The sequence below is a fragment of the Micromonospora sp. CPCC 205558 genome (assembly GCF_036902955.1).
In the GTDB taxonomy this organism is placed as follows: domain Bacteria; phylum Actinomycetota; class Actinomycetes; order Mycobacteriales; family Micromonosporaceae; genus Micromonospora.
In genome coordinates this window covers 12,979-34,074 of sequence record NZ_JBAKHR010000001.1, presented here as the reverse complement: position 1 = coordinate 34,074, position 21,096 = coordinate 12,979, and the positions used below count along the sequence as shown (strand labels likewise).

Here is a 21,096-nt window from a genome sequence, read left to right as displayed (position 1 = left end):
TCAGCCGTTCAGCAGCCGGGTCAGGCTGGTCAGACTCATGATCAGCGAGTTGATGAACATGAGGATGCGCCCGGCCCACTTGACCACCGCTGCGGCGATCTGCACGGCGACCACCGGGATCGTGACGACGAAGATCGCCTCGACGGCCCATACGATGACGCGGGCCACGAGGTCGGCGATCAGGTCCCGGACGAGGTCACGGGTGAGCGCGACGAGGGTGCCGGCGCCCTCCGTAGCCGCGGCAATCGCCGCGCAGATCCCGCCGAGCCCGCCGATCGAGTCCACGTTGTTGACCATCATCAGCTGGTACGCGTCGGCCGCGTCGCCCTGCCAGTCGGGCAGGTCCGCGCCCAGGCGCACCTGCAGCTCCGTGGCCATCCGGCCCAGCTCGGTGGCCATGTTGTTCCAGGTGGCGGCGTGCGCGGCCACCACGTCGGGCATGCCGGTGAGCGCGTCGAGCATCTCCCGCAGCGGTTCGAAGTACTCCATCGCCCAGCTGATGCCGCTGGCCAGCAGCGTGCTGAACGGGTCGAGCACGGTCGAGGCGACCTCCAGGCCCAACGCCGCGCCGGCGAGGAGGTCGTCCACCCAGCCGTCGCTGCGGATCGCGTCGACGAGCCCCTCGATGCTGTCGGCCATACCGATGCCCGTCCACACCTCGCGGGTGGAGTGCACGCCGGCGACCAGCGACATGTCGGTCATTGCAAGCGCCGGCCGATCACGCCCAGCATGCCGGTGGTGTCGGTCTCCGCGGCGTCGTAGCTGTCGGCGGTCTTCCGCAGCTGCGCCGCGACCAGGACGAGGTTCTCCTCGACGTAGGCGATCAGCTCGTCCTGGCGGGTGTGCCGACCATCGAGGACGCCGGCGATCCAGCCGCAGAGCAGCCCGTACGCCTGCTCGTCGCCGACGATGAACGCGCTGGCGCCCTTGACGGCGTCGAAACGGGCGCGCAGCGTGTCGATGTTGCGGGCGTGCGCCCGGATCTGGTCGGTGTCGACCGAGAGGCTCTCAGGCGCCACGGCTCACCAACCCCGCCGGTCACCGGGCCGGTCGCTCTGCCGCCCGTCCTGCCCGGTGTCGTCCGGCGGCACCCGCAGCTGCTCGGCGATGCGGGCGGCGACCGCCCGAGCGGCCGGGGAGTCGGTGCCCATCGTCTCCTCCACGACCTGCTGCGAGCGGGCCGCCAGTTGCGCCTTCGCCGCCTGTGCCGTCGCCATGACGGTGTCGGCGAGCACCCGCGGCGGCACCCGCTGGATGCGCTGGCTGAACTGCAGGCCGGCCAGCGCGCCCCCGGCGTCGACGGTGACCTCGACCAGCCCGTCGGGATCGGCGGCCGTCACCCGCAGCGTCTGGAGGCGCTCGCCCATGATCCTGGTGTCGGCCGCGAGCCGCTCGATGCGCCCCCGCCAGGCGTCGACCTGCCTGGCCGCCCCCTCGGGGTCGAGCACGCGGTGCAATCCTTGCGCGCTGCTGTCCATCGGCCCCGCCTTCCCCCGCCGGAGATACCCAACCATCGATGGTAGACGGTTGGCGCACGCCGGTGGTGGGCGTCACTGCGGCAGTGGTAGGTGGCAGGCGCTGGAACGGCATGACTCCCTCGCCGGCTACGCTCACGTCAACATCGACGGAACCGTGATCGAGACCGACCGGTGCCGCGCCCCCGGACCACCCTCAGCGTCGACCTGTGGTGGTCCGTCAAGTGCATCAACCACGGCGGGATCATCCAGGTCACCACCCCCGACCGTTGACCACTGTGGACCATCCGGTACGCCCGGGCCGCGAACACGACGCCCACCACGATTCCAGGGAATTGCCACGATGACGAAGGGAATCGGTGCTTCTGGGCCGTGGTGTCAGGGGCGGGGTGTGAAGGTGATTTCGCCACGGGTCTGGGCCCTGATGTGGTCGCTGGCGAGCATCGCGTGCGGGAAGCCGAGCTCGATGGCGCTGGCCTGGTCGAGCCGAGTGAGCTGCGACGGCGTGAACTCGACCTCCAGCGCGCCGAGGTTTTCCTGTAGCTGTGCTGATGTACGGGCACCGATGACTGGGGAGGTCACTGCGGGGTTCTGCAGGGTCCAGGCCAGGCCTACCTGAGCGGGCGTACGGTTCAGCTCGCCGGCGATCTCTTTGACCACGTCGACGATCGCGAGGTTGCGTTCGGTGACCCCACCGAGTGCCAGATTGAAGCTCTTACGGGCGCTTTCGACGGCTGTGGCATCTGGCGCGGTCAGGTCCTGGCGGCTGTATTTGCCGGTGAGCACCCCACCGGCGAGTGGTGACCAGAGGACCGTTCCCAGCCCCAGTTCCCGGGCCATGGGAAGCAGGTCGCGTTCCGCGGTGCGTTCGATCAGGTTGTACTCCAGTTGCACCGCGGCCAGCGGCGACCATCCGCGCAGGTCGGCGATGGCGTGCATGCGGGAGATCTGCCAGGCCGGGGTGTTGGAGATCGCCACGTACAGGACCTTGCCTTGGCGGACCAGGTCGTCGAGGCCGCGCAAGATCTCCTCCACGGGTGTGGTGAAGTCCCAGACGTGCAGGTAGAGCAGGTCGATGTAGTCGGTTCCCAGCTGTCGCAGGCTGGTCTCGACCGCGCCGTTCAGGCTCTTGCGGCTGGCACCGCCGGAGTTCGGGTCGCGTGGGTTGCGCAGTGTCGTGTATTTCGTGGCCAGCACCAGGCTGTCTCGGCGGCCGTGGGCGAACTCGCCCAGCATCCGCTCGGAGGTGCCGTTGGTATAGGTGACCGCGGTGTCGATGAAGTTGCCGCCCCGCTCGACGTAGAGGTCGAACAGCCGGCGCGCCTCGTCCTTCTCGGCGCCCCAGCCCCAGTCGTTGCCGAAGGTGGCAGCGCCGAGCGCGAGCGGTGAGACCCACAAACCGGAGCGACCGAGTTGGCGGTAGGTGTCGAGGGTGAGTGACATCAGATTCTCCTGAGCTGGTGATGGCGTGCGGTGAGAAAAGCCGGGTGTGCCGCGGCTGGTTGCGCCGAGGGAACGGTCAGGCGCTGAGCCCGTAGCCGCCGGCCACGACGATGTCCTGTCCGGTCAGGTAGCTGGCGGCGTCCGAGGCGAGAAAGGTGACGACTTCCGCGATCTCCTGGCTGGATCCGAAGCGCTCGAAAGGGATGTTCGCGCGCATGGCGTCGCGTCCGGCTTCGGGAACGCCGAGCTTGTCGAAGAGCGGGGTGGCGATCGCTCCGGGACTCACGGTGTTGACCCGGATCCGGCGCGGGGCCAGCTCGAGCGCGAGAGAGGGCAGCATCGCCAGCAGCGCTCCGCGAGTTGCCGCGCCCATCGTGGCGCCGGGGCTGCCGCGCCGGGCGCCGATCCCGACGGTGATGACCACGGAACCGCCGTCGTTGATCAGGGGAAGCGCCTTCTGGAGGGTGAAGTACTGGCCCTTGAAGTTGATGGCGACCTGTTCGTCGAACGATGCCTCGGTCACCTCGGCCACCGGTGCCGGGCGGAAGACGCCGGCGTTGAGGAACAGCAGGTCAAGGGAGCCGAAGCGATCGGACACCGTTCGCACGAGGGCATCGGTGTCAGCAAGGCTGCGCGCGTCGGCGCGGGCCACGAGCACGTCGTCGGGGAGCTCGGCTTTCGCCTTGGCGATCGTGCCGGGATTCTGACCGGTGACGGCGACGTTATAACCCCGGGCGTGCAGTAGTTCTGCGGTGGCGAGCCCGATCCCGGAAGTTCCGCCGGTGATGAGCGCTGTGGGCATGGTGGCTCCTCAGGTCCGAAACGGGGAGGTCCCCGTTTTGCCTGGCCTACACTAAACGGGGATGCCTCCGTTTTGCCAACCCTGACCCAGCCCGACTCCGCGATTGTGACGACCATGACTTCTCGATCGACCGGTCTACGCGCCGACGCCCGCCGCAACCGCGAACACCTGATAGCCATCGCGGCTGAAGCCTTCGCTGCCGGCAACCAGACGATCTCGCTCGACGCGATCGCCAAACGCGCTGGCGTCGGCAGCGCCACCCTCTACCGCCACTTCCCGACGCGCGAGGACCTGGTCGAAGAGATCTACCGCGATCAGATCCGCCCGCTACGCGAGGACGCCCACGCCCTGCTGGCCAATCAGCCACCAGACCGGGCAATACACATCTGGATGGACCGGTTCGCCGCATGGGCCACCGAACGGCGCGGCATCTGTGAGGCCCTGGTCGCCATGAGCGCCTCGGGCCGCTTCGGCAGCGGCCCGGTCTGCGACGAGGTCCAGCAGATCCTGGGAGAACTACTAAGCGCCGGGGCACAGACGGGGCACCTGCGCGCCGACATCGACCCGATCGATGTGGGAAGCATGCTCGCCGGCTTGCTCTCCGCAGCCGGCGCTGGGGAACATCGCCCCCAGTTCGACCGCATGCTCGCGATCGTCGTCGACGGCCTGCGGCCCCGCGAGTCTTGAGTGTGCCCGCCATGCCCTCAATGAGAGGAAGGTCGTAGATCAATAAGCCATTTTCATCGTGAGCTGGGGTTACCTCAGCCCCGACGAGTACGAGACACCAACGGGCGTCCGGAGACCGGGGCTGCGACGGTAGCTGTCGTGTGATCTGATCCGTGCCGATGACGACTCCGGATACCGATGCCACCGTTCCCGACACCGCTACGGCTACGCCGTCGCAGGTGCCCCGCATGATCGTGCTCATGCTGGCCAACCTGGCCCTGAGCGCCCTGCTCGCCGGTCTGATGCTGGTGTTCCAGGAGCATCTGCTGGACTACCAGCTCGCCCACCTCGATGTGCCCGCCGGCACCGACCTGATTGCCGCCCGGGAGGAACTGCGCTCCTCGGTGTGGTCACGCCTGCTGCCCGTGGCGCTGGTCGCATTCGCTTGCCTGCTGGTGATCGGCGGTCTGCGGTCGGGTCAGCGCAAGGCGTACCGGCAGGTGATCTTCATTTCGGTGATCGTGCTGCTCGGCACCGGCCTGACCCTGTTTCAGCCATTCCCCTGGTGGGTGCGAGCGGTCAACGTCGCGAAGGCGCTCGTGGTGGTCGCGCTGCTCGTCCTGGCCAGCCGCCCCGAGGTCCGTAGTTGGTTCCGCCGCGACCAACCGGCCCGACGTGGTTGATCGACTCGGGTAGAAAGCACAGCCGTATCGCATCACGCCCATGCCGTCACAGCCGCTGGTCAGGCGCACCCATCTGGCCGCGAGGTGCTCACGGGCAGGTCAGTGGAACCAGTTGAACAGCAGGTCACCAAGCCGGCCGGCGAGTCGCCCGGCCGGCGCGGGAGCCACGCATTTCCTTCCCGCCGGCTGGCGAAGATGATGCGGCGTTGACGGTTGACTGGAGTCGGCTCCGTTTCACCGACCCGGCGCCTCTACTCACCGCAGTTGTCGTTGGGCTGTCAGGCCGCTTCGTCGACGATGGCGCGGAATCGGCTGGCCAGGCGGAATGCCCGGACGTTGCCCGACATGATCTGGGCCTGCTGGACGGGGTGACCATGCGCCGCGGCGAGGTCGACCACATGTCGGGCCACCGCGGTGCCGACCCCGCGGCCCTGCCATACGTCGGCGATCAACAGGGCGATCTCGGGGAGGCCGGAGTCCTGCCACAACAGGTGGGCGAGACCGATCAGCCCTGGCCGCTGCGGACAGGCGATGAGGAACGTGTAGCCGCGATCAGGGTCGATCAGGTGCCGCCACTCGGCCGGGCGGATCCGGTCTCGCGACGTGTGGTAGCGGGCCCTGCGGCTCTCGGCTGAGCACTCCCAGCGGTGCAGGTCGTTGGCCGCGTCGAGATCGGCGGCAGTGGCAAGGCGGAGGCAGAGTTGTAGCCCGGCCGTTGTTGTGATGTCCACGTTGTCGTGCTGTCTGTCGACGAGGACCGCCTGCTGCACGAATCAACTCCCGAGCTGGTGACGAAGGCGGTTTTCAGAAATGACTGCGCTGACCGGATACCGAGGGCAACTCGGTAGCCCTTGGTGCTGTCGCTGCCAGACCGGGAGGGTTGGCGTGCCCTCCCGGTCCGGTCCGCGGACGGTCAGCGGGCCGACGGCCCGTTGGATCCACCGACGCTCTCGGGTTGAGCGGTCGGGGTGTGCGTCACCGAGAAGTCCGTGACCGCCCCACGTCCTCGCCGAAGGCGAGCGAGTATCCGTAGGTCACCCAGAGGAAGCTGACGATACCCAGGCTGATGATGCTCATCAGCAGCATGTTGACCACGCTCTTCACGCGGACCATGCCACCGACCGCCTCAGGCGAGGTCGGCGGCCTCCAGGGCGGTGCAGCAGGTGTCGACGATGAGCCGGGTGACCGTGTACGGGTCGACGTTGGCGTTGGGCCGACGGTCCTCGATGTAGCCCTTCTTGTCGATCTCCACCTGCCAGGGGATGCGGACGGAGGCGCCACGGTCGGAGACGCCGTAGCTGTACTCGCTCCAGGGTGCCGTCTCGTGGGCGCCGGTGAGGCGAGCCTCGACGCCGGCGCCGTAGCTGCGGATGTGCTCCAGGGGCTTGTCGCCCCGCCCGAGGGACTCGCAGGCCTCGATGATCGCCTCGTAGTTCTCGCGCATCGCGCTGGTGGAGAAGTTGGTGTGGGCGCCGGCGCCGTTCCAGTCACCCCGCGCGGGCTTGGGCTCCAGGGTGGCGGAGATGCCGAAGTCCTCGGCCGTGCGGTGCAGGAGCCAGCGGGCGATCCAGAGCTGGTCGGAGACCTCCAGCGGCGACAGCGGGCCGACCTGGAACTCCCACTGGCCGGGCATTACCTCGGCGTTGATGCCCGAGATGGTCAGGCCGGCGGCCAGGCAGTTGTCCAGGTGCTTCTCGACCACCGCGCGGCCGTAGATCTCGTCCGCGCCGACACCGCAGTAGTAGCCGCCCTGCGGGGCCGGGTAGCCGCCGTCGGGGAAGCCCAGCGGGCGGGAGCCCCGGAAGAACGTGTACTCCTGCTCGATGCCGAACAGGGACTGCTGGGCCGCGAACCGGTCGGCCACCGGGCGCAGCAGGGCCCGGGTGTTCGACTCGTGCGGGGCGCCGTCGATGTTGAACACCTCGCACAGCACCAGCAGGTGCGCCCCGCCCCGGATCGGGTCGGGATAGGTGGCGACCGGCTCCAGGACCCGGTCGGAGCTGCGCCCCTCGGCCTGGTTGGTGCTGGAGCCGTCGAAGCCCCACGTACCCGGCTCGACGCCGTCAGCGATGATCTTCGTCTTCGACCGCAGCTTCGCGGTCGGCTCGGTGCCGTCGATCCAGATGTATTCAGCCTTGTACGCCATGTGTCTCTTTCTCCTGTGATCGGGCCGGAGGGCCCGTCGAAATCGTGATCGTGCGGACGGGCGGTTCACACCGCCACGAGCGGCGCGTCCGTTCGCACGAGATGGGTGTCCGCTGCCGGACGCGCAACGCCCAGCACCGACGTGAGCACCGTGACGACCTGGTCGTGTGCTCCTCGCTCGGCGTCGGAGAGCGGGGTGCCGCCCCAGCGGTCCCGCAGGGTCGGATCGGCGCCGCGGTCCAGGAGGTACTGGACCACGTCGAGGTTTCCCTCGGAGGCGGCCAGGTGCAGCGCGGTTCGTCGGTCGTAGTCGGCGGAGTTGGGATCCTTTCCCGCCGCCAGTGCGAGCCGGACGTACTCCAGGTCACCGTGGCTGGCGGCCCACAGCAACCGCGTGGTCGACGCCACCTCCTCCTCGTTCCTCCCGCGCCGGGGGTCGCGTTTGCCAGAGTCCTCCCCGGTGGCCAGCGAGTCGTAGACGTGGAAGTTGAACCGGTTGACGAGGTCCGCGCAGAAGGCGACCCCTCGGACGGAGTTGCCCAGCGCGTCGAGTCGCGGCGACCAGACGCAGATGCCCATGACGCCGGGGACCACGATCATGAGTCCGCCGGAGACGCCGCTCTTCGCCGGCAGGCCGATCGTGAAGGCGAATTCCCCGGAGTAGTCGTACATCCCGCACGACGACATCAGGGACAGGCACTTGCGGACGGTGTCAGCGGAGAAGATCCGCTCCCTCGTGAGGGGATTGACGCCACCGTTGGCCAGCGAGGCGGCCACAACCGACAGCGACCGTGCGTCGACCTCGATCGAGCAGCACTGGAAATAGAACTCCAGCGTCTCGGTGAGGTCCGTCCCGTCCGGGAAGGCCCGGTGCTCGCGCATGAAGTAGCCGAGGGCGAAGTTCCGGTCGGCCGTACGGCGTTCCGAGAGGTAGACGGCGTTGTTGAACCCGACCGCCCCACCACCGGCCAACCTGCGCCACGTCTCGGCGACGTGGTCGAAGCGGTCGGCCATCTCCCAACTGGGACGCAACAGCGAGCAGCACATGATCGCCCCGGAATTGATCATCGGGTTGTGCGGGAGTCCCTCATTGTTCAGCGTCAGCTCGTTGAATCCGCGACCGCTGGGCTCCCGCCCCACATGCCGGTGGACCTGCTCGGCGCCGTGCTGTTCCAGCGCGAGACAGTAGTTGATCGGCTTGCAGACCGACTGGACGCAGAAGACGCTCGCCGCGTCTCCCACCGCGAAGCGCTGCCCGTCCGTGGTGCACAACGCGATCCCGAACTTCTCCGGGTCGACGCGGCCCAGTTGCGGGATGTAGTCGGCAACCTGGCCCTCGTCCACACCCCTGAGCCCCTCGTAGATCGCGAAGATCTCCGTTCGGAGCGCGGCGAAGTCCGGAATGACGAGATCTCCGCGAAGCGACCTCTCGATGACGCCACCGCCCGCCCTGCACAGAGCGATGAAGCGGGTCAGGTCGATCCGTGCCGGCCCCTCGGCGCCCACAGCAGGACGCAACTCGCCCCACACCTGGGCCAGACGCGGATCGGTCTCCGAGATTCCCGAGGTGCGCAGCCGGTCGGCAAGGTCGGCCAACGAGACCGTGCCCTGCGGGTCGACGGCGAAGGAGGCGAACAGCTTCCCGTATTCTCCGGCGCCGGAATCGTCGACGGCCGACGCTTCGACGAGGTTGCCCGACCACGCCTGCTCGATGCGACGCGGCGTGGTTTTGGGTTTCTTTATCGCGGGCATGACAGGGCTCGACCACTCCGTAGAAAGTTGGAATCAAAACGGCCACCGGAGCAGATTCCCGGCGACCTGTTCCCTGCTGACCCGAAGACGCGCCGGTGGTCAGGGAATTAGGCGGGCAAGCTATTGACGACGATCCACGGTGCGAGGCTCAGCAGGCCCGAGCGCCGCAGTGAGACATTCGGCCGGCCAGCCTTGCACGCTGCGAAGACTACGGTGGGCCAGTACAAAATCTCTTTATTCTGACTGAACAAAAACTGATCGGGCACGGCCGTTGCGGTGGCCATCCCGGGCGGTTCTCAGGCCGGGACGCGACCGGCGATCCTGGTGGCGTCGACGACTCAGGCCGGCCGCCTGGGGCGTGCCCTGCCGATCTTTAGCGATGGATCGTAGACGATGTGTAGTAAACGATCAGCATCGACTCGTCGATTGTGCAACCGTGCCGCCTCCGCGGGCATCGCGGAGGCGGCACGGTCGCCTGGTGTCTCAGCTACTGGTGGACCCTGCGTCCTCGGGCGGCACCAGGATCATCCGGCGACGCCGGGCAGCGAGGATCAACACGCCTCCGGCCGCCAACGCCGTCATGCCGATCCCGACGACCAACCGGGCCTGCGCTCCGGTGACCGGCAACCCGCCGTCACCGTCACCGCCACCACCGCCACTGCCCTTCGCGGCCAGCACCACGGCGAACCCGTCCCGATTGTCACCGGGATCCACGTCGGCCACCCGTACGGCGACGGCGTTCGCGGGCAGGTCGGTTCGCGCAGGCGTGGAGCGGTTGGTCGTCGACTGCTCGGCGAGGCCCTCCACCCGCACGGTGCCGCCCCGCAACGTCGCCGGCGCGCTGGCGGATGACGCAGTCGTCACCAGGTTGTAAAGCTCGACCGCCGAGTAGATCGTGTCGTTCGGGTCGTTGTCCTCGGCAGCCGGAACGAGTGTGAGGCGCTGGTAGGTGCAGACGGCCGATCGCCCGCCGTCGGCGAGCACACACTGTTCCGGCTGCCTGGTGAAGGTCACACCCTTGGGCAGACGCAGCGTGACCCGCACTCCGCTGACCGTTCTCCGGCCCTGGTTGGCGACGGTGTGCCACACGGCGCCCGTGTCACCCGGGTGTAGCGTCCCGGTGGGCGTCGGCATGCCGTCGGCACTGATCCGCACGGACTGCTGTACGTCTCGAGCGACCAACGAGAGGTCCGCCTTGGGCTCGTCGACCAGTGTCAGCGGGAACGACTTGGTGTTGTCGGCCGAATTCGCGTCCTCGTCCGGCCGGATGCTGACCGACGCTTCGAACGTGCCCTCGTAGGGCGTCGTCCCGTAGACGAGCGCGTCGATGGGAACGTCGACGGTTTCGCCCGGCCCCGGAATCAACTCCGGCGACAGTCGACAGTAGAACCCGCCGAAATCACCGTCGCACTCCCCCACACCACCCCCGGAATGCCACAGCAGAGAGACCGGTATGGGGTCAGGGCCCTGCGGTGGCTGACGGACATGGACGACGACGTCGCTCGGGGTCTCGTCCCCCAGGTTGCTGATCTTCAGATAGACAACCTTCCTTTCGACCCCCAGCGCGATCCGTGTCCCGGACGCGTCGACCGCGAGGTCCGGACCTTTCTTCGCCGCCTCGGCGGGGGCGGCGAGGACAGCCATCCCAGCGAGGAGGAACAGCGCGGCGGCAACAGTTCGCAACAGCCGCCGACGATCAGAGCTCATGCCAGCACCCTTTCGGTAAGCGCGGACAGCGCGGTTGGGAACACTATCGGCAATTGAGCTTGATCACTTCGCCAACCTGTCCGCGCTCAAGCGGCCCGCCACCGTTTCCGGCCTGACCGATCAGCTCGCTGGAGCGGGACCTGCGTGTCGGGTCGCACCCGGCGACGTTCAACGGCTGAGCGCGCCCGGCCGGCCCCACGCCACCCCCGCACACACTGGTAGCCGTCGTCTGCCGATCGAGGAATTTAATATAATTCCCCGACTTTAGATGACTTACCAGGAAACATGAGCCCTGTGCTGCGGCACCCCCGCTCCAGGGCGCTACCGGGACAAGGGAGCGGCATGGCTCGGCACGAGCGGCCCGTAGATCCGACGGCTGGACCGTTGTCGTCCTTCGCCCATGAGCTACGAAAGTTACGTGTCGAAGCGGGCAACCCCACCTACCGGCGATTGGCCGAGGTCGCCGGCTACAGCGCCTCGACCCTCTCCGCCGCTGCCAGCGGAATCCGGCAACCCAGCCTCGACGTGCTGCTCGCGTACGTCGGGGCCTGCGGCGGGGACACCGCCTACTGGAGGCAGCGTTGGCTCGAACTAGACGAGGAAATGCGGCCCGCCAGTTCGGCCAGCGCACCAGCCGACCCGGCGAGGGCAGAAGCACCCGACCCGACGCCGGCCGAACCGATCGCCACGCCCCTTGCAGAGCTACCATCCACTGTGACTGCCGCGGCTCCACCCGCCCCGGCTACGGGTAAGCCAACCGGCACCAGCGGCGCAGCCGGACCGACCCACGACCGGCCCGCGAGCCCGCCGCGGCAATGGAAACTCCGACGGCGACTGGCGCTGGCGGCGGTCACGGTCGCCGGTCTCGCCGCTACGGCCGCCGTGGTGCCGATGATCCAGCCGAGGTGGGCGGCCAAGGGGGCGACGTCGGCCGCTGGCACGACGACAACCACAACCTGCCCGCCGACCACCACGGACGCCGCCTTCACCGCCGTCACGTACGGCGGTGGCGTGCACGTCCGGAGCGAGCCCCGCCGCGACCAGGGCATTCTCTACACCATTCCGCCCGGCTGCGTGGTCGGGCTCACCGGCTACTGCCTGGGTGAGCGGATCACCGACTCCACCTCCCAGACCCCCGACATCCGCTGGTTCACCCTCGCCGACGGTGGGCTGATCGCCTCCGGGGTGGTGCACGGCAACCCGCCCACGGGCCTGGAACCGTCCCGCTGCCAGGGCGACCGACCCGGGCCGGCCGCGATCGCCCTCGCGACCGCCCCCGATGTGGCCGGCCCGGGTGGGTGGCGGCTGAGCGCGACCGGCACGCACGTGGAGATCGTCGGCTTTGCCGCCTACTACGCGGAAGACCCCGCGCTGCCGGCGGAGCGCCGCTGGCACCAGATCGGAATGACCGGCACGGCCGCGCCGCCGTTCGACCTCAGCTGGAAGCTCGACCGCCTGTCCGTGCAACCCGGACCCACTGCCGAGATCCCCGTGGCCGCGGTCGCCTGTCTCGGCGGTGGCGCGCCGACCGACGTACTCGACGTGCGGGTGGCCCGCCCCGACGGCTCCAGCACCGCCGAGGCCAAGCCGCTCGCCGCCGACCAGCGGCTCGCGGCCCGCCGTACCGCCTGCCTCTACCCCTGATGGGGGCGTACGCGGACGGCCACCACCGGTGGCCCGGCGGGACGGATCCCACCGGGCCACCGGTCAGGCGTCACCGAACTCAGCAGCCCTGGCGACCGGAGTGGATCCAGTAAGTGGTGCCGGCCCAGTCCATCTCGCCGTACGCGTCGACGCAGTTGTTCGCCGTGCCGGTCACTCCGCGCGGCCCGGCGTAGTACAGGTAGTCGTCGTTGTCCTTGGTGGAGACCGCGGTGGCGGTGCACGAGCCGGTGCCGGATTTCTCCGCGCACCGGGCGATCTGCACGGAGGTCCGCGCCGAGGAGCCGTACGCCGCGCCGCGGTGGTACATGCAGGCGCTGTTCGTGCCGCCGTTGGTGCTGTTGTAGTAGATGACCAGCTCGGCAACAGGCTTGCTCGGCGGGTACGCGTAGCTGTAGGTGATCGTGCCCGAGCAGGCCACCGCGGCCTGCGACGGGGCCGCCGTGACGACCAGCACCGTGCCGAACGTCAGCAACGCCAGCAGCGCTCCGAACGCCTTGCGCAGCATCATGACTTCCACTCCTCCGGGACGAGGTTGGTTGAGAGTCGTCCCGCCGTCCACTTCTACGGAACAGCGAAGTTGATCGCTGCTGGTGGTGGCGCCAATCAATCAATCTCGCACAACGCCGAACAACCGCGTACCGCGTCGCCGCGCCGGGCCGAACGGGTCGCGCCGGGTAAGGCGCGAGCGCGCGTGGCCGGCCGGCCCTACTCACACCCGGGAACGTGACGTCGTACGGGCCATCGCGCAGGGACGCTCCAACGCCCAGATCGCCACCGAGCTGCTGACGAGCGTGACCACCGTCAAGGCCCATGTCTCGCACATCCTGACCACGCTGGACCTCGACAACCGTACCCAGATCGCCCTGCTCGCCCACGACGGCCGGCTCGGTCGCGATCGCCGAACCCGACCCCATGATCAGCGTGGCGGTTGATCTGCAGTCGCGCCGACCTGGTCCGGTAGTTCCGGGCCGGACGCCCGGTCGCCGCCGTCTCGCAGCCGGATGGAATGCCATGCCGCGCGTACGTGGCTGCGCATGACCGACTCCGCCCAGTCGGGGTCGGGCGCGGCCAGGGCCGCCACCAGTTCGTGATGGTGAGCCAGGCTACGGCGCAGCGCGTCCGGGCTGTAGCGGGAGAAGGTACGCCAGACGAGCGGCATCTGGATCACCGATGAGACGACACCGGCCAGTCGGCTGTTGTCGGACGCCTCAAGGATCATGCGGTGGAACCGGTTGTTCAGCTCGGTGAGCTCGTCCACATCGGTCGGTCGTCCGCCTGGCGCCACCTCGTCCATCCGGTGAGCCAGCGCGTCGAGCGCGTCCACGTCGATGGTGCCCGTGGTCGCCGCCAGTCGACAGCCCCACGGCTCGAGCACGGCCCGCAGACTGAAGATTTCGTCGAGATCGTGGATGCTCCACGCCTGGACCTGCACGCCACGGTTGCGTTCGTGACGGACCAGTCCCTCCGCGGTCAGCCGTCTGAGCGCCTCCCGGACGGGCGTCCGACTCACCCCGATCGACTCCGCCAACTCGCCCTCGCGGAGCCATGCGCCGGCCGACCGTTGCCCGGACAGGATCTGTTCCCGGATCAGCCGATAGGCGTCGTCGGCGGCGTGGCCGTTGTCGGCCTCCCGCGGTGGCGTGTGGTCGCTCATGATGCTCGGCACCGTAGCAACACGGCAGGTTGTATGCAATCTCCCTGCAGAGCATTGACACCCGAGTCGGAGCGGCCTATTTTCCCAGCACAACGTGCTGTAACGAGAGTCACAAACCTGTGAATTGCATGCAAAGAGACGTTGATTGAGGGGCTCATGAGCACTCCACTGCCGCTTGACGACATCCGGGTGATCGAGCTCGGGCAGCTGCTGGCGGGGCCGTTCTGCGGTCAACTCCTGGGTGACTTCGGCGCCGAGGTGATCAAGGTCGAGGACCCGGGACAGGGCGACCCCATGCGGCAGTGGGGGCGCGAGAAGCCGTACGGCAAGTCGCTCTGGTGGCCGGTGGTGGCGCGGAACAAGAAGTCCGTGACCGCGAACCTGCGGACCGGGCAGGGTCAGGATCTGGTACGCCAGCTCATCGCGCGGGCCGACGTGTTGATCGAGAACTTCCGGCCCGGCACGTTGGAGCGCTGGGGGTTGGCCCCGGAGCGGCTGTGGGAGATCAACCCCGGACTGATCGTCACCCGCGTGACCGGCTTCGGGCAGACGGGCCCGTACTCGTCACGTGCCGGATACGGATCGATCGGCGAGGCGATGGGCGGAATTCGGTACGTGACCGGTGACCCCGATCGCCCGCCGGCCCGCGCCGGCGTCTCTCTGGGAGATTCGCTGGCGGCGACCTTCGCCTGCCTGGGCACCCTGGTGGCGCTGCACCAGCGCGGACGTACCGGTCGAGGCCAGGTGGTGGACTCAGCCATCTACGAGGCCGTGCTGGCGATGATGGAGTCGCTCATCCCCGAGTACCAGATCGCCGGCTACCAGCGTGAGCGGACCGGAACGACCCTTCCGAACGTGTCCCCGAGCAACGTCTACCCGACGGCCGACGGCGAGATGGTGCTGATCGCGGCGAACCAGGACACGGTCTTCCGCCGGCTCGCCGAGGCGATGGGGCAGGTGGAGCTGGCCACCGACGAGAAGTACGCCACCCACGGCGCCCGAGGCCGGTGGATGGAGCAGTTGGACGGCCTGGTCGCCAAATGGAGCTCGACGCTCACGGCCGACGATCTACTCGAACGGCTGCACGCCCAGGGCGTTCCGGCGGGCCGCATCTTCAGGGCCCGGGACATGCTCGAGGACCCGCACTTCGCCTCGCGGGAGGCGATAGTCCGGCTGACCCACCCCGGTCTCGGGGAGTTCGCCATGCACAACGTCGTACCCAAGCTCTCTGACAGCCCGGGCCGGGTCCGGCACGTCGGCCCCGAGCTCGGTGAACACAACGAGGACATCTATCGCGACCTGCTGGGGCTCGGCGACGACGCGATGGCGTCGCTGCGTTCTGCCGGCGTCATCTGAGGAGGAACCATGACCTACCGACTCGGCGTGGACGTGGGGGGAACGTTCACCGACATCCTGCTGATCGACGAGGCGACCGGAGAGACCTACCGGGCCAAGACGTCCTCCACGCCCGAGGACCAGTCCGTCGGGGTGCTGCGTGGCATCGAGCGGGCCTGCGAGGCAGCCGGCGTGCCCATGTCGGAGATCACTGAGGTGTTCCACGGCACCACGGTCGCCACGAACGCGATCCTCGAGGGCAAGGGCGCCCGGGTTGGGCTGGTCACCACCGACGGCTTCCGGCAGGTGCTCCAGATCGCCCGTTCCTTCGTGCCGGGTGGCCTGGCCGGCTGGATCATCTGGCCGAAGCCGGAGCCGCTGGCGGCGCTGGAGGACACCGTGGAGGTCGTCGGAAGGATCGGTGCCGACGGCGCGGTGGTGACCGAACTCGACGAGGCTGACGTCCGTGCGAAGCTGCGCAAGCTCCGCGCGCAGGGCATCGAGGCGTTGAGCGTCAGCCTGATCAACTCTTACGCCAACCCGCAGCACGAGCGCCGGGTGGCCGAGTTGTCCGCCGAGGAGCTTCCGGGCGTACCGGTGTCGCTGTCGTCCTCGGTGTTGCCGGAGCTTCGCGAGTACGAGCGGACCATCACCACCGTCGCGAACGCGGCCGTGCAGCCGCAGGTGGCGCGTTACGTGGCCAACCTTGAGGCGCAGCTGCGCGAGTCCGGGGTGGACGGCCGGCTGTGCATCCTGCGCAGCGACGGTGGCCTGGTCTCCGCGGCCGTCGCCGCGGACAACCCGGTGAACCTGCTGCTGTCCGGCCCTGCCGGCGGGGTTACCGGCGCGACCTGGGTGGCGGAGCAGGCCGGCTACCCAGACTTCCTGACCTTCGACATGGGCGGCACGTCCACCGACGTCGCCCTCGTGCAGGGGCTCACGCCGCGGGTGGGTCGGGAGACCACAGTCGGGGACCTCAAGGTCCGCGCCACCTCCGTCGACGTACGAACCGTGGGTGCCGGCGGCGGATCCATCGCCCACGTACCGCCGCTGACCCAGGCGCTCCGGGTAGGGCCGCAGTCGGCCGGCGCCGCACCCGGTCCTGCCGCGTACGCGGCGGGCGGTGAACAACCGACGGTGACCGACGCGAACGTGGTGCTCGGCTACCTGCCCACCGATCTGGCCGGTGGCGAGATCACGCTGGACCGTGCGGCGGCACGAGCGGCGGTGAAGTCGATCGCCGACGCCACCGGGTTGGAGTCGGTCGAGGCCGCCGCCGCGGGCATCATCGACATCGTCAACGAGAACATGTTCGGGGCGTTGCGGCTGGTGTCGGTACAGCAGGGCTTCGACCCGCGCGACTACGCGCTGGTGGCCTTCGGTGGCGCCGGCCCGTTGCATGCCAACGCTCTCGGCAGACTGACCGGGGCCTGGCCGGTGATCATCCCGCCGTCGCCGGGAGTGCTGTGCGCCTACGGCGACGCGACGACCAATCTGCGCGACGAGGCAGTGCGGACGTTGGTGCGCCGCTTCAACGAGATGACCGACGAGAGCCTGCGCGCGGTACTCACCGAACTCGCGAGCAAAGCGTGCTCCACGCTCAGCGAGCAGGGCGTCCCCGAGGATGAGCAGCACGTCGTCTACTCCGCCGACCTGCGCTACCACGGACAGGGTTTCGAGATCCCGGTGGCAGTCGACATCGACGCCTTCGACAGGGCCGGCGGTGGGCTCGCCGCGCTGCGGTCGGCGTTCGACGCCGATCACCAACGACTGTTCTCGTTCGTTCTCGATGCCGAACACGAGCTGGTGACCGTCCGGGCCACCGCTCACGGTCCCCGGCCCCAGGTCGCCGCGCCCGAGCTGGAGCATGGTGACGCCGACGCGAGCCACGCACTGCGGGCCCACCACCGCATCTGGGTCGAGGGCGCCGAGGTGGAAGCCGGAATCTACGACCGGGCCCTGCTGCGAGCGGGCAACGTCGTGCCCGGTCCGGCGATCATCACCGAGATGGACTCGACCACCCTCGTGCTGCCCAAGCACACGGCTGCCGTGCACCCGAGCGGCAGCCTCCTCATCCGGCCCGCCGACACCCACCGGGAGAACTGACCATGGCACGCCTCATCGAGACCGCTACCGGACCACTTCGCTCCGTGGACGTCGACCTGGTCACCATCGACCTGATCGAGAACGGACTGCGCAACGCCCGCTACGAGATGGACGAGGTGCTCTTCCGGACCGCGCTGTCGCCGGGGATCCGTGAACAGCACGACGAGTTTCCGCTGATCGCCAACCGACACGGAAAAATGATGGTGGGACAGTTCGGGCTGTCCATCCCCGACTTCCTGGAAAACTTCGACGGCGACATCGAGGAGGGCGACGTCCTGCTGACGTCGGACCCGTACTCCTGCGGTGCGGCGATCAGCCACGCGAACGACTGGCTCGTGGTGCTGCCGATCTTCTTCGACGGCCGCATCGTGGGCTGGGCGGCGATGTTCGGGCACATGTCGGACGTCGGCGGCAAGACACCGGCGTCGATGCCGACAGATGCCCGCACCATCTTCGAGGAGGGCGTGGTGATCCCGCCCTTCAAGCTGTACCGCAAGGGCGTGCTCGCCGACGACGCCCTGCGGATCATCCTCAACCAGGTGCGGAAGCCCGACTGGAACCGCGCCGACCTCAACGGCATCGTCGCGGCGTGCCGGACCGCTGCCCGTCGGGTCCAGGAAATGTGCGCCCGGTTCGGGGTGGACACCTACAACTCGGCGCTCGACCAACTCCTGGACCGCAACTACCGGGCGATGAAGGTCCTGCTCGCGGCGGTGTTCAAGGACGGCGAGACGCTGTCGTTCACCGACTACATCTGCGACGACGGCCTCGGCTACGGCCCCTACGAGCTCAAACTCAGCCTGACCCGTACCGGTGACAAGGTCCTGCTGGACTTCACCGGCAGCAGCCCCCAGGCGCAGGGTCCGATCAACTACTACATCAACGAGAACCTCGTCCGGATGTTCTTCGGCATCTACATGATCACCGTCGCCGATCCGCAGATCCTCTGGAACGACGGCTTCTACCCGCTGGTCGACGTCACGATCCCCGACGACTCGTTCTGGAAGCCCGCGTACCCCGCCGCCCTCAACGCCCGCAACCACGGCATCGGCCGCGTCTTCGACCTGTTCGGCGGCCTGCTCGGTCAGACGAACCCCGGGCTGCTCAACGCCGCCGGCTTCTCGTCATCACCGCACTTCATGTATTCGGGCACCTACGGGCCGGGTGAGCGCAAGGGCGAATGGTTCCAGCTGTACTCGATCGGATTCGGCGGGATTCCCGGCCGGCCGGTGGGCGACGGCCCGGACGGCCACTCGCTGTGGCCGTCGTTCGTCAACATCCCCTGCGAGTACCTGGAGTCCTACTACCCGCTGCGGATCGAACGCTGGGAGACCATCGCGGACACCGGTGGCGCCGGGCTCCACCGCGGCGGGAACGGCGTCGACGTGGCCTACCGGTTCCTGGAGGCCGGCACGATCGCGATCCACGACGACCGCTGGCTCACCTATCCGTGGGGGGTCAACGGCGGCGAGCCCGGTGCCCGGGGCCGCAAGTGGCTCGAACGCGCCGACGGCGACACCGAGATCCTGGGCAGCAAGGTGCACGACGTGCCCGTAGCTCCCGGGGACGTGCTGCACTTCGTCACCTGGGGTGGCGGCGGGTGGGGCGACCCGCTCGCCCGCGACCCGGAACTCGTCGGCCTCGAGGTCCGCCGAGGCCTGGTCAGCCCCACGGGGGCCCGCCGCTTCGGCGTGATCTGCGACGAGGCCGGCACCGTCGACGTCGCGGCCACCGAGGAGGTACGGGCCGAGCTGCGCCAGGGACGTCCGGAACCGCTGCCCACGTTCGACATGGGACCGCCGATGGAAACCATCCTGGACCGGTGCCTGGAGGAGACCGGTCTTCCCGCTCCTCGCCCCCCTGTCGCCCGATGACCCCCGTGCCGGACAGCAGCGACGACGGATTCGGGGGCGCGCTCCCGCCCGGCGCCCGTCCCGCCGTGCTCGTCATCGACCTGATGCGGGCCTACTTCGACCCGGCCAGTCCACTGTGCCTGCCGTCCGAGGACTGCCTGCAGTCGGCTGGCCGGGTCATTGCCGCAGCCCGTGATCACCGGCTTCCCGTGCTGCACACCCGCGTCGCGTACGGGCCCGGCGGTGTCGACGGAGGGCTGTTCGTCCGGAAGGTCACCGCCCTTCGGCAGCTCTTCTCCGGCGGTGGCGCGATGGGTGAGCTGATGCCGCAGGTCTACCCCGCCGAGGATGAACTGGTGCTGGTCAAGCAGTACGCAAGCGCCTTCTTCGGCACATCGTTGGCGTCCACCCTGCGCGCGCAACGCATCGACACCGTCGTGCTCGTCGGCGTGAGCACGAGCGGTTGTGTCCGGGCCACGGCGGTGGACGCGATCCAGCACGGTCTCGTCCCGCTGGTCGTCCGGGAGGCGGTGGCGGACCGCGCCGACGGACCGCACGAGGCGAGCCTGTACGACCTGCAAGCCAAGTACGCAGAGGTGGTCAGCGAGGCCAGGGCCGTCGCGTACCTGTCGGAGGAGCGATGACGGTCATGGTCGACATCGTCGAAGTCTCACCCCGCGACGGCCTGCAGAACGAGGCGACCCTGCTCAGCACCGCCGACAAGATCGAGCTGATCGAGCGGACGGTACGGGCGGGAGCTCGGCGAGTGGAGGTGACCAGCTTCGTCAACCCCGCCCGCGTACCGCAGATGGCCGACGCGGACGAGCTGATGGCCGCGCTCCCCCGCCACGACGGCATCCGGTACGCGGGCCTGGTGATGAACCGCCGCGGCCTGGACCGGGCCCTGACCGCAGGCGTCGACGAGATCAACGTCGTCGTCGTGGCCACGGACACCTTCTGTGGCCGCAACCAGGGCATGACCACGGCCCAGGCCTGTGACACGGCGGCGGCGTTGGTGCGGGCGGCTCGCGAGGCGGGGGTGTTCACGACGGTGACCATCGGCGCCTCGTTCGGATGCCCGTTCGAGGGTGAGGTCCCGCTGGGCCGGCTGCGGGAGGTGCTCACCCGGGTGCGGGACGCGGGTCCCGATGAGCTGGCCCTGGCCGACACCATCGGAGTGGCCGTACCCTCCGATGTCACCGACCGACTGGCGCTCGCCCGGGAGGTCACGGACTCCCGCACACCGCTGCGGCTGCACCTGCACGACACCCGGCACACCGGCGTGGCCAACGCGGTCGCGGCGGTCCAGGCGGGCGTCACCACCCTCGACGCCAGCATCGGCGGGACAGGCGGTTGCCCGTTCGCACCGGCTGCGACCGGAAACGTCGCCACCGAGGATCTCGTCTACCTCTTCGACCGGATGGGGCTGCCCACCGGCCTGGACCTGGAGGAAATCACCTCGGCCGTCTCCTGGTTGGAGCGGCGACTCGGCAATCGGCTTCCAGGCGCTCTGCTCCGGGCCGGTGGTTTCCCGCCTGAGCCTGACCCGAAAGACCGATGACACCAACCATGGTGCCGACGACGAGGTTGAGGATGGCGAGCTTCGCTTGACTACCGGTCCAGGGTCCTTCGGTCTTCTGGCACCAACCGAGGGACCACCAGTCACGCCCGAACTTCTGCCACCTGTGCTGGTGTCAGGCGGCGCGCTGGACCCATCAGGACGATGCGGCGGATCACCGGAAGTCGATATTGACACCTATCGGCCACCATGGCAGGCTCCTCGTGATTCGCTCGCTGGAGGATGCGGCTC

The 21,096-nt window shown here is 68.8% G+C and carries 21 protein-coding genes and 1 pseudogene; 10 read left to right on the top strand and 12 right to left on the bottom strand.

What is annotated here, in order from left to right; genetic code table 11:
- The 3 genes from V6U86_RS00165 to V6U86_RS00155 are packed head-to-tail and all read right to left on the bottom strand — an operon-like array spanning window position 1 to window position 1,478.
- The gene (locus V6U86_RS00165) at window positions 1-702 is read right to left on the bottom strand and encodes a WXG100 family type VII secretion target (RefSeq protein WP_334496997.1); all 702 of its coding nucleotides are present in this window, start codon (window positions 700-702) and stop codon (window positions 1-3) included.
- Entirely contained in the window at window positions 699-1,019 is a 321-nt protein-coding gene (locus V6U86_RS00160; RefSeq protein ID WP_334496994.1) for a type VII secretion target, read from the bottom strand. Before V6U86_RS00160 ends, V6U86_RS00165 begins: the two co-directional genes overlap by 4 nt.
- Before the next feature lie 3 nt (window positions 1,020-1,022).
- Complete coding sequence (locus V6U86_RS00155) at window positions 1,023-1,478, bottom strand: YbaB/EbfC family nucleoid-associated protein (RefSeq protein ID WP_334496992.1); 456 nt, start codon at window positions 1,476-1,478, stop codon at window positions 1,023-1,025.
- A gap of 91 nt (window positions 1,479-1,569) precedes the next feature.
- Between V6U86_RS00155 and V6U86_RS00150 the strand changes: the two are divergent.
- Window positions 1,570-1,745, top strand: a pseudogene (locus V6U86_RS00150) (IS5/IS1182 family transposase); the annotation flags it as partial.
- Between the two features lie 108 nt (window positions 1,746-1,853).
- Here the strand turns inward: V6U86_RS00150 and V6U86_RS00145 are convergent.
- Both V6U86_RS00145 and V6U86_RS00140 read right to left on the bottom strand, forming a co-directional pair.
- On the bottom strand, window positions 1,854-2,918 hold the full coding sequence (locus V6U86_RS00145) for an aldo/keto reductase (protein WP_334496990.1): 1,065 nt from the start codon (window positions 2,916-2,918) through the stop codon (window positions 1,854-1,856).
- A gap of 76 nt (window positions 2,919-2,994) precedes the next feature.
- Window positions 2,995-3,720 carry an SDR family oxidoreductase gene (locus tag V6U86_RS00140; protein WP_334496988.1) on the bottom strand — a complete coding sequence of 242 codons (726 nt, stop codon included), beginning with the start codon at window positions 3,718-3,720 and terminating at the stop codon, window positions 2,995-2,997.
- A 114-nt stretch (window positions 3,721-3,834) separates the two neighbouring features.
- On the opposite strand from V6U86_RS00140, the gene V6U86_RS00135 reads away from it, so the two are divergent.
- Together V6U86_RS00135 and V6U86_RS00130 are read left to right on the top strand one after the other, a co-directional pair.
- Window positions 3,835-4,407: a TetR/AcrR family transcriptional regulator gene (locus V6U86_RS00135; RefSeq protein ID WP_334497841.1), complete on the top strand. Its 573-nt coding sequence runs from the start codon at window positions 3,835-3,837 to the stop codon at window positions 4,405-4,407.
- A gap of 158 nt (window positions 4,408-4,565) precedes the next feature.
- Entirely contained in the window at window positions 4,566-5,069 is a 504-nt protein-coding gene (locus tag V6U86_RS00130) for a hypothetical protein (RefSeq protein WP_334496986.1), read from the top strand.
- A gap of 278 nt (window positions 5,070-5,347) precedes the next feature.
- Here V6U86_RS00130 and V6U86_RS00125 read toward each other — a convergent pair whose 3' ends face one another.
- From V6U86_RS00125 to V6U86_RS00105, 5 genes are all read right to left on the bottom strand, one after another.
- On the bottom strand, window positions 5,348-5,839 hold the full coding sequence (locus V6U86_RS00125) for a GNAT family N-acetyltransferase (RefSeq protein WP_334496984.1): 492 nt from the start codon (window positions 5,837-5,839) through the stop codon (window positions 5,348-5,350).
- Between the two features lie 205 nt (window positions 5,840-6,044).
- Complete coding sequence (locus V6U86_RS00120) at window positions 6,045-6,182, bottom strand: hypothetical protein (RefSeq protein WP_334496982.1); 138 nt, start codon at window positions 6,180-6,182, stop codon at window positions 6,045-6,047.
- Window positions 6,183-6,195: 13 nt separating this feature from the next.
- Window positions 6,196-7,215: a glutamine synthetase gene (gene glnII, locus V6U86_RS00115; RefSeq protein ID WP_334496980.1), complete on the bottom strand. Its 1,020-nt coding sequence runs from the start codon at window positions 7,213-7,215 to the stop codon at window positions 6,196-6,198.
- A 65-nt stretch (window positions 7,216-7,280) separates the two neighbouring features.
- Entirely contained in the window at window positions 7,281-8,966 is a 1,686-nt protein-coding gene (gene glsA, locus V6U86_RS00110; RefSeq protein ID WP_334496978.1) for a glutaminase A, read from the bottom strand.
- Between the two features lie 483 nt (window positions 8,967-9,449).
- Complete coding sequence (locus V6U86_RS00105; protein ID WP_334496976.1) at window positions 9,450-10,673, bottom strand: hypothetical protein; 1,224 nt, start codon at window positions 10,671-10,673, stop codon at window positions 9,450-9,452.
- Between the two features lie 342 nt (window positions 10,674-11,015).
- Between V6U86_RS00105 and V6U86_RS00100 the strand changes: the two genes are divergently transcribed.
- The gene (locus tag V6U86_RS00100) at window positions 11,016-12,317 is read left to right on the top strand and encodes a helix-turn-helix domain-containing protein (RefSeq protein ID WP_334496974.1); all 1,302 of its coding nucleotides are present in this window, start codon (window positions 11,016-11,018) and stop codon (window positions 12,315-12,317) included.
- 79 nt (window positions 12,318-12,396) lie between these two features.
- On the opposite strand, the gene V6U86_RS00095 is transcribed toward V6U86_RS00100, so the two are convergent.
- Complete coding sequence (locus V6U86_RS00095) at window positions 12,397-12,846, bottom strand: hypothetical protein (protein ID WP_334496972.1); 450 nt, start codon at window positions 12,844-12,846, stop codon at window positions 12,397-12,399.
- Window positions 12,847-12,928: 82 nt separating this feature from the next.
- On the opposite strand from V6U86_RS00095, the gene V6U86_RS33325 reads away from it, so the two are divergent.
- Window positions 12,929-13,270: a response regulator transcription factor gene (locus V6U86_RS33325; RefSeq protein WP_442934860.1), complete on the top strand. Its 342-nt coding sequence runs from the start codon at window positions 12,929-12,931 to the stop codon at window positions 13,268-13,270.
- Here the strand turns inward: V6U86_RS33325 and V6U86_RS00085 are convergent.
- The gene (locus V6U86_RS00085) at window positions 13,255-13,992 is read right to left on the bottom strand and encodes a GntR family transcriptional regulator (protein WP_334496970.1); all 738 of its coding nucleotides are present in this window, start codon (window positions 13,990-13,992) and stop codon (window positions 13,255-13,257) included. The two genes, V6U86_RS33325 and V6U86_RS00085, sit on opposite strands and share 16 nt — an antisense overlap.
- A gap of 156 nt (window positions 13,993-14,148) precedes the next feature.
- Here V6U86_RS00085 and V6U86_RS00080 point away from each other — a divergent pair, with 156 nt between their 5' ends.
- Genes V6U86_RS00080 through V6U86_RS00060 form a run of 5 tightly spaced genes read left to right on the top strand, consistent with a single transcriptional unit; the run spans window position 14,149 to window position 20,847 of the window.
- A complete protein-coding gene (locus V6U86_RS00080; RefSeq protein WP_334496968.1) occupies window positions 14,149-15,348 on the top strand; it encodes a CaiB/BaiF CoA transferase family protein in 1,200 nt (399 codons plus the stop codon).
- A 9-nt stretch (window positions 15,349-15,357) separates the two neighbouring features.
- A complete protein-coding gene (locus V6U86_RS00075) occupies window positions 15,358-17,433 on the top strand; it encodes a hydantoinase/oxoprolinase family protein (RefSeq protein WP_334496966.1) in 2,076 nt (691 codons plus the stop codon).
- A 2-nt stretch (window positions 17,434-17,435) separates the two neighbouring features.
- Window positions 17,436-19,307 carry a hydantoinase B/oxoprolinase family protein gene (locus tag V6U86_RS00070; RefSeq protein ID WP_334496964.1) on the top strand — a complete coding sequence of 624 codons (1,872 nt, stop codon included), beginning with the start codon at window positions 17,436-17,438 and terminating at the stop codon, window positions 19,305-19,307.
- Window positions 19,304-19,930, top strand: a complete 627-nt coding sequence (locus tag V6U86_RS00065) for an isochorismatase family protein (protein ID WP_334496962.1) — start codon at window positions 19,304-19,306, stop codon at window positions 19,928-19,930. The genes V6U86_RS00070 and V6U86_RS00065 overlap by 4 nt, the downstream gene beginning before the upstream one ends.
- On the top strand, window positions 19,927-20,847 hold the full coding sequence (locus V6U86_RS00060; protein WP_334496960.1) for a hydroxymethylglutaryl-CoA lyase: 921 nt from the start codon (window positions 19,927-19,929) through the stop codon (window positions 20,845-20,847). The genes V6U86_RS00065 and V6U86_RS00060 overlap by 4 nt, the downstream gene beginning before the upstream one ends.
- Window positions 20,848-21,096 lie beyond the last annotated feature (249 nt).

What these genes read in the sequence shown, in the direction of transcription:
- V6U86_RS00145 (WP_334496990.1), bottom strand. Translation starts at nt 2,918, where the DNA reads ATGTCACTCACCCTCGACACCTACCGCCAACTCGGTCGCTCCGGTTTG.
- V6U86_RS00080 (WP_334496968.1), top strand. Translation starts at nt 14,149, where the DNA reads ATGAGCACTCCACTGCCGCTTGACGACATCCGGGTGATCGAGCTCGGG.
- V6U86_RS00095 (WP_334496972.1), bottom strand. Translation starts at nt 12,846, where the DNA reads ATGATGCTGCGCAAGGCGTTCGGAGCGCTGCTGGCGTTGCTGACGTTC.
- V6U86_RS00135 (WP_334497841.1), top strand. Translation starts at nt 3,835, where the DNA reads ATGACTTCTCGATCGACCGGTCTACGCGCCGACGCCCGCCGCAACCGC.
- glsA (WP_334496978.1), bottom strand. Translation starts at nt 8,966, where the DNA reads ATGCCCGCGATAAAGAAACCCAAAACCACGCCGCGTCGCATCGAGCAG.
- V6U86_RS00105 (WP_334496976.1), bottom strand. Translation starts at nt 10,673, where the DNA reads ATGAGCTCTGATCGTCGGCGGCTGTTGCGAACTGTTGCCGCCGCGCTG.
- V6U86_RS00140 (WP_334496988.1), bottom strand. Translation starts at nt 3,720, where the DNA reads ATGCCCACAGCGCTCATCACCGGCGGAACTTCCGGGATCGGGCTCGCC.
- V6U86_RS00070 (WP_334496964.1), top strand. Translation starts at nt 17,436, where the DNA reads ATGGCACGCCTCATCGAGACCGCTACCGGACCACTTCGCTCCGTGGAC.
- V6U86_RS00085 (WP_334496970.1), bottom strand. Translation starts at nt 13,992, where the DNA reads ATGAGCGACCACACGCCACCGCGGGAGGCCGACAACGGCCACGCCGCC.
- V6U86_RS00060 (WP_334496960.1), top strand. Translation starts at nt 19,927, where the DNA reads ATGACGGTCATGGTCGACATCGTCGAAGTCTCACCCCGCGACGGCCTG.
- V6U86_RS00120 (WP_334496982.1), bottom strand. Translation starts at nt 6,182, where the DNA reads ATGGTCCGCGTGAAGAGCGTGGTCAACATGCTGCTGATGAGCATCATC.
- V6U86_RS00065 (WP_334496962.1), top strand. Translation starts at nt 19,304, where the DNA reads ATGACCCCCGTGCCGGACAGCAGCGACGACGGATTCGGGGGCGCGCTC.
- V6U86_RS00130 (WP_334496986.1), top strand. Translation starts at nt 4,566, where the DNA reads ATGACGACTCCGGATACCGATGCCACCGTTCCCGACACCGCTACGGCT.
- V6U86_RS00100 (WP_334496974.1), top strand. Translation starts at nt 11,016, where the DNA reads ATGGCTCGGCACGAGCGGCCCGTAGATCCGACGGCTGGACCGTTGTCG.
- glnII (WP_334496980.1), bottom strand. Translation starts at nt 7,215, where the DNA reads ATGGCGTACAAGGCTGAATACATCTGGATCGACGGCACCGAGCCGACC.
- V6U86_RS00155 (WP_334496992.1), bottom strand. Translation starts at nt 1,478, where the DNA reads ATGGACAGCAGCGCGCAAGGATTGCACCGCGTGCTCGACCCCGAGGGG.
- V6U86_RS00165 (WP_334496997.1), bottom strand. Translation starts at nt 702, where the DNA reads ATGACCGACATGTCGCTGGTCGCCGGCGTGCACTCCACCCGCGAGGTG.
- V6U86_RS00075 (WP_334496966.1), top strand. Translation starts at nt 15,358, where the DNA reads ATGACCTACCGACTCGGCGTGGACGTGGGGGGAACGTTCACCGACATC.